Genomic DNA, 7,444 nt, shown 5'->3' with positions numbered 1-7,444 from the left:
GGCAGCCTGCGCAGGGGTGACGACGACGCGACGCGGCTGCTGACCAACCTCGCCACCGCCCACGCGGTCGGCCTGCCCGTCGACCTGACGGCCGTCCTGACTCGGACCGACACCGTCGCACTGCCCACGTACGCCTTCGAAAGGGGACGTCACTGGCTGGACGCGCCCGGACACCGCGTACGCGACGTCGGCTCCGCCGGCCTCCAGGACACCGACCACCCGCTGCTCAGCGCGGCCGTACCCGTCGCCGACGACGGGACGGTGGTGCTGACCGGGCGGCTGTCCGTGCGTACCCACCCGTGGCTGGCCGACCACGCCGTCGGCGGGACGGTGATCGTCCCGGGCACCGGCGTGGTCGACATGGTGGTCCGGGCCGGCGACGAGGTCGACGCCGGACAGGTGGGCGACCTGACGCTGATCAACCCGCTGGTGCTCCCGCCGGCCGGCGCGGTGCAGGTTCAGGTGCGGGTGGGCCCGCCCGGCGACACCGGCGAGCGGAGCGTCACCGTGCACTCCCGCCCCGAGGAGGACGCCGACGCGGAGTGGACCCGGCACGCCGAGGGCCTGCTGCTGGCGCACCCGCCCGCCCCCACGGCCGTACCGGCGCAGTGGCCGCCGGTCGACGCCGTCGAGGTCGACGCCGACCTGGACGCCTGGTACGCGCGGATGGCCGAGGGCGGCCTCGGCTACGGGCCCGCCTTCCGGGGCCTGCGCCGGGTGTGGCGTGGCGACGGCGAGGTCTACGCCGAGGTGGCCCTCCCCGACGAGGCGACCGCCGACGCGTCCCGGTTCGGGTTGCACCCGGCCCTGTTCGACGCGGCCCTCCAGGCCAGCGGGGTCACCGACCTGCTCGGCGACCCGACGGACACCTCCGGTGCGGGCTGGATGCCGTTCGCCTTCCGCTCGGTCGCCCTGCACGCCCACGGCGCCACCCGGCTGCGGGCGCGGCTGCGCCCGCTCGGCCCGGACACCGTCGCGGTCACCCTCGCCGACACCGCCGGCCAGCCCGTCGCGACCGTCGAGTCGCTGACGTTCCGCCCGGTCGCCGCGGGCCGGGCCGACGAGGCCGCCGCCCTGCGCCGCACCTCGGTGTTCCACCTGGACTGGACGCCGCTGCCGGGCACCGACGCGGTGGCGGGGGAGACCCGCTGGGCGCTGCTCGGCGACGACACCCTCGGCCTCGCCGGGGCGCTCACCGCCGCCGGGCACCCGGTGCGGGCCCACGCCGACCTGGCGGCACTCGTCGCCGAGGCCGGGGAGTCCGGGGACGTACCCGATGTGGTGCTGGACCTGCGCGCCGGCGCGGAGTCGGACCCGCAGCGGGCCGGCGCCGCCGCGCACGACGCGGCCCGCGACGGGCTGGCGCTGGTGCGGCGGTGGCTGGGCGAGCCCCGCCTGGAGCGGTCCCGGCTGGTCCTGCACACCCGCGGCGCGGTCGGCGCCGCCCCGGGTGAGGCCCCCCGGGACCTGGCCCGGGCGAGCCTGTGGGGGCTGGTGCGCTCCGCGCAGTCCGAGCATCCCGGCCGGTTCACGCTGCTCGACACCGACGACGCCGCCGCCTCCCTGGCCGCCGTACCGGCGGCCGTCGCCTCCGGCGAGCCGCAGCTCGCGGTCCGCGACGGCGTGCCGCTGGTGCCCCGACTGGCCCGCGCGCGCGACGCCGGGGCGCTGCCGCTGCCCGTCGACGAGGTGCCGTGGCGCCTCGACGTCACCGAGAAGGGCACGCTGGAGAACCTGGCCCTGCTGCCCGGCCCGCGGGCGGCCGGGGAACTGCCGCCGGGCCACGTCCTGGTCGGGATGCGTGCCTCCGGCCTGAACTTCCGCGACGTGGTGCTGGCCCTCGGCATGGTCCCCGACCAGGAGGTGCTCGGCAACGAGGGCGCCGGCGTCGTGCTCGGCGTGGGACCGGGGGTCACCGATCTCGCTCCCGGCGACCGGGTGATGGGCATCTTCTCCGGCTCGTTCTCGTCGGCCGCGGTCACCGACCGCCGGCTGCTCACCCGCATCCCCGACGGCTGGTCCTACACCGACGCCGCCGCCGTGCCCGTGGTCTTCCTGACCGCCTGGTACGGCCTGGTGGAGCTGGCCCGGCTGCGCGCCGGGGAGTCCGCGCTCGTCCACGCGGCGGCCGGCGGCGTCGGCATGGCCGCCGTGCAGATCGCCCGCCACCTCGGCGCGGAGGTGTACGGCACGGCCAGCCCCGGCAAGTGGCCGGCGCTGCGCGCCACCGGCTTCGACGACGCGCACCTCGCCTCCTCCCGCAGCCTCGACTTCGTCGAGGAGTTCGCCGGCCGCACCGGCGGGCGGGGCGTCGACGTGGTCCTCAACGCGCTCAGCGGCGAGTTCGTCGACGCGTCGCTTCGGCTGCTCGCCGACGGCGGCCGGTTCGTCGAGATGGGCAAGACCGACAAGCGGGACCCGGAGCGGGTCACCGCCGACCACCCCGGCGTGAGCTACCAGGTCTTCGACCTCATCGAGGCCGGCCCGGACAGGATCGCCGCGATGCTGGGCGAGCTGATGGCGCTCTTCGCCAGCGGCGCGCTGCGGCCGCTGCCCAGGCGTACGTGGGACGTCCGGCGCGCCCCGGAGGCGTTCCGCTTCCTCAGCCAGGCCCGGCACGTCGGCAAGCTCGCCCTGAGCATCCCGCAGGTGCCCCGCCTCGACGGCACGGTCCTGGTCTGCGGGGCGACCGGCACCCTGGGCGCGTTGCTCTGCCGGCACCTGGTCACCGCGCACGACGCCCGGCAGCTGCTCCTGGTCAGCCGGCGCGGCCCGGACGCCGAGGGCGCCGACGAGCTGCTCGCCGACCTCAAGGCGCTCGGCGCGGACGTGTCGATCGTCGCCGCCGACCTGGCCGACCCGGACGCCGTGGCGGACGTGCTCTCCATGGTGGACCCTCGGCACCCGCTGCGCGCCGTCGTGCACGCCGCCGGCGTCCTCGACGACGCCACCGTCGAGTCGCTCACCCCCGAGCGCCTCGACGCGGTGCTGCGGCCCAAGGTCGACGTGGCCTGGAACCTGCACCGGGCCACCCTCGACCACGACCTGACCGCGTTCGTGCTCTTCTCGGCCGCCGCCGGCGTGTTCGGCGGCCCAGGCCAGGGCAACTACGCCGCCGGCAACGCGTTCCTCGACGCCCTCGCCGAGCACCGGCGGGCCCTCGGCCTGCCGGCGGTAGCACTGGCCTGGGGCCGCTGGGCCCAGGCCAGCGGCATGACGGGGCACCTCGCCTCGGCCGACATCCGCCGTCTCGACCGGGGCGGCATGGCCGCACTGGCCGACGACGAGGGCCTCGCCCTCTTCGACGCCGTCTGGCGCTCGGAGCGTGCGGCGCTGATGCCCGCCAAGATCGTCACCGGGGTGGTCGCGCCCGGGGCGCCCGTCCACCCGCTGCTGGCGAATCTCGTGCGTCCCGCCGGCCGCCGGGCCGCGGCCGGCGAGGCCGCCGACGGGCAGGCGTACGCCGAGACGCTGCGCGCCCTGCCCGACGACAAGCGGCTACGCGCCCTGCGCGACCTGGTGCTGTCGCACGTGGCGGTCGTCCTCGGCCACGGCGACCCGGCCGGCATCGAGCCGACCCGCGCGTTCCGGGAACTCGGCTTCGACTCGCTCACCGCGGTCGAGCTGCGCAACCGGCTGGGCTCGGCCACCGGGCTGCGACTGCCGGCGACGCTGGTCTTCGACAACCCGACGCCCGAGGCGCTGGCCGTCCACCTGGCCGGGCAGTTCGCCCCGGCGGCGCCGGCGGGTGAGACGTCGACGGCGGCCCGGGAACTCGACCGGCTGGAGGCGGCGCTCGTCGGGCTCGACCCGGCCGACGACGAGTTCCGCCGGATCACCGACCGGCTGCACGGCCTGCTGGACCGGCTGACCGAGCGGCAGGCCGACGCGGACGGCGACGACGACCTGGAGTCGGCCACCGCCGAGAACATCTTCGACCTGATCGACCGCGAGCTGGAGACGTCGTGACCACCAGCCGCAACGACATCGGCATGCCGAGTGAGGTAGGTCCACGGTGAGCAACGAGGACGAGAAGTACGTCGAGTACCTGAAGCGTACGACCTCGGAGCTGCGGCGTACCCGGCGGCGGCTGCGCGAGCTGGAGGCCCGGGAGTCCGAGCCCATCGCGATCGTGGCGATGAGCTGCCGCTACCCGGGCGGGGTCGACAGCCCCGAGGCGCTGTGGCAGCTCGTGCGCGACGGCGGCGACGGGATCGGGCCGTTCCCCGGCGACCGGGGCTGGGACCTGGACCGCCTCTTCCACCCCGACCCCGACCACCCGGGCACCAGCTACGTCAACGAGGGCGGCTTCGTCTACGCCGCCGCCGACTTCGACGCCGACCTGTTCGGCATCTCGCCCCGCGAGGCCGTCGCCATGGACCCGCAGCAGCGGCTGCTGCTGGAGACCTCCTGGGAGGCGTTCGAGCGGGCCGGGCTGCCACTGCCGGCCGTACGGGGCAGCCGCACCGGCGTCTTCGTCGGGGCGTCGTCGCACGGCTACGACGGCATGATGGCGCAGGCCGAGAACGGTGAGGGTCACCTGCTCACCGGCAACGCCACCAGCGTCATCTCCGGCCGCGTCGCGTACACCCTCGGGCTGGAGGGGCCGGCGGTCACCGTCGACACCGCCTGCTCGTCCTCGCTGGTCGCCGTCCACCTGGCCGCGCAGGCCCTGCGCAACGGCGACTGCGAGCTGGCGCTGGCCGGCGGCGTGACGGTGATGCCCACCCCGGCGGTCTTCGTCGGCTTCAGCCGGCAGCGCGGCCTCGCCGCCGACGGCCGGTGCAAGGCGTTCGCCGCCGCCGCGGACGGCACCTCCTGGTCCGAGGGCATCGGCATGCTGCTGCTCACCCGCCTCTCCGACGCGCAGCGCCACGGCCACCCGGTGCTCGCCGTGGTGCGGGGCAGCGCCGTGAACCAGGACGGCGCGTCCAACGGGCTCAGCGCCCCGCACGGCCCCTCCCAGGTCCGCGTCATCCGTCAGGCACTGAGCAACGCCCGGCTCACCCCCGAGCAGGTGGACGTGGTCGAGGCGCACGGCACCGGCACCCGGCTCGGCGACCCGATCGAGGCGCAGGCCCTGCTCGCCACGTACGGGCAGGACCGCGAGGACGCCGCGCCGCTGCTGCTCGGGTCGGTCAAGTCGAACATCGGCCACACCCAGGCCGCCGCCGGTGTCGCCGGCGTGATCAAGATGGTGATGGCGATGCGGCACGGCGTCGTGCCGCCGACCCTGCACGTCGACGAGCCGTCCCCGCACATCGACTGGACCGCCGGGGCGGTCACCCTCGCCACCGCCGCCACCCCGTGGCCCACGGCGGACCGGCCGCGCCGGGCCGCGGTGTCGTCGTTCGGGGTGTCCGGCACCAACGCGCACACCATCATCGAGCAGGCCCCGGCCGAGGTCGAGGCCGAGGCCGAGCCGACCGCGCCGACGGAGCGCACGGTGGCCCCCGTGCTGCTCTCCGCCCGCTCCGACGCCGCGCTCGCCGCCCAGGCCGGCCGCTGGGCCGCCCGGTTCGCCGCCGACGACACCCTGCGTCCGCTCGACGTGGCCTTCTCGTCGGTCACCTCCCGCTCCGCCCTGGACCGCCGCGCCGTGCTGTCGGCGACCGGCCGCGACGATTTGCTCGCCGGGCTGCGTGCCCTCGCCGCCGGGGACCCGGCCGGCACCGTCGTGGTCGGCGCCGGGTCGCCGCGCGGCCAGCTCGCGATCCTCTTCTCCGGCCAGGGCGCGCAGCGCGCCGGCATGGGCCGGGAGCTGTACGCCGAGTTCCCCGTCTTCGCCGCAGCGCTCGACGAGGTGTGCGGCTACCTGGACCGGGCCCTGCCGCGCCCCCTGCGCGAGGTGCTCTTCGCCGCCGAGGGCTCGACCGACGCCGAACTGCTGGACCGGACGGTGTTCACGCAGGCCGGTCTGTTCGCCGTCGAGGTGGCGCTGTTCCGCCTGGTGGAGTCCTTCGGCATCGCCCCCGACATGGTCGCCGGCCACTCGATCGGCGAGGTCACCGCCGCGTACGTGGCCGGGGTGCTGTCCCTGGAGCACGCCAGCGCGCTGGTCGCGGCGCGGGGCCGGCTGATGCAGGCGCTGCCGTCCGGCGGCGGGATGCTGGCGGTCGCGGCCGCCGAGGCGGACGTGCTGGCCACGCTGGACGGGCTGGCCGACGTGGGGATCGCCGCGGTCAACGGGCCGTCGGCGGTGGTGGTCTCCGGTGCCGTCGACGCGCTCGACGAGGTGGAGCGGGTCTGGCGCGACCGGGGCGTGCGTACGCGCCGGCTCGCGGTCAGCCACGCGTTCCACAGCCCGCTGATGGAGCCGATGCTCGCCAGGTTCCGCGCGGTGCTCGACAGGCTGGAGTTCGCCGCGCCCTCGCTGCCCGTGGTGTCGAACGTGACCGGGGCGCTGGCCGACGCCGACGAGATCCGTACGGCCGACTACTGGGTGCGCCACGTCCGCGGGGCCGTCCGCTTCGCCGACGGCGTCGCCGCGCTGCGGGCCGCCGGGGCGGACACGTTCCTGGAGATCGGGCCGCGCAGCGTGCTGACCACGATGGTCGGCGACGCCCTGCCTGACGGGAACGGCGTGCTCGCCGTCCCGGCGCAGCGCGGGGACCGGCCCGAGGCGCACGGGCTGCTGGCCGGGCTGGCCGGGCTGCACGTGCACGGCGTGGCGGTGAACTGGCAGCCGTGGTTCGCCGAGACCGGCGCACGGCGGGTGGACCTGCCCACGTACGCCTTCCAGCACCAGCGCTACTGGCCCGAGGTCGGCGGCACCGCCGCACCGACCGCGTCGGGCGACACCGCCGAGGGGGACTTCTGGGCGGCCGTGGAGCGCGGCGACCTGACCGGCGTCGCCGCCCACCTGGCCGTGCAGGACGACCCCGCGGCGGTCGAGGCCCTCGCCCCGGCCGTACCGGTGCTGTCGTCGTGGCGGCGGGCCCGGCAACGCGACGCCGTGGTGGACGGCTGGTCGTACCGGATCGACTGGGAGCCGGTGCGCCCCGCCGCCGCGTCGGCGCTGACCGGCCGCTGGCTGGTCGTCACCGCCGCCGACGCCGACGACGCCGGGCTGACCGGGACGCTGACCGGCGCGGGCGCCCACGTCGACACCCTCACCGCCGCCCCCGGGGTCGGCCGCGCCGAGCTGACCGCGCTGCTGCGCCGCCACGGCGACCAGGGCTGGGCCGGGGTGCTCTGCGTGCCGCCCGCCCCCGACCGGGCGCTGCCGGACGCCCCGGCCGTCTCCGCCGGCGCCGCGCTGCTGCTCACCCTGACCCAGGCGCTCGGCGACGCCGGCCTGCCCGGCCGGCTCTGGTGCCTCACCCGGGGCGCGGTCCGCGTCGGCGCCGGTGAGACCCTCGCCGACCCGTTGGCCGCCCTGGCCTGGGGCCTGGGCCGGGTCGTCGCCCTCGAACAGCCGGACCGCTGGGGCGGCCTGGTCGAC

2 protein-coding genes are annotated in these 7,444 nt (G+C 76.8%); both read left to right on the top strand.

The genetic code is table 11. The annotated features are described in order from the left end of the window. Positions 1 to 3,969: SDR family NAD(P)-dependent oxidoreductase (locus V6V16_RS27445; protein WP_334566787.1), on the top strand; the 3,969-nt coding region annotated here is incomplete at its 5' end. A 46-nt stretch (positions 3,970 to 4,015) separates the two neighbouring features. After that, positions 4,016 to 7,444, top strand: a 3,429-nt coding sequence (locus V6V16_RS27440) for a type I polyketide synthase (protein ID WP_334566785.1), incomplete at its 3' end; no start/stop codon positions are given.

Source organism: Micromonospora sp. CPCC 205561, from assembly GCF_036906775.1.
In the GTDB taxonomy this organism is placed as follows: Bacteria; Actinomycetota; Actinomycetes; order Mycobacteriales; family Micromonosporaceae; genus Micromonospora.
Note: the sequence above shows the minus strand (reverse complement) of the source record. Positions and strands in the feature narration are given on the sequence as shown.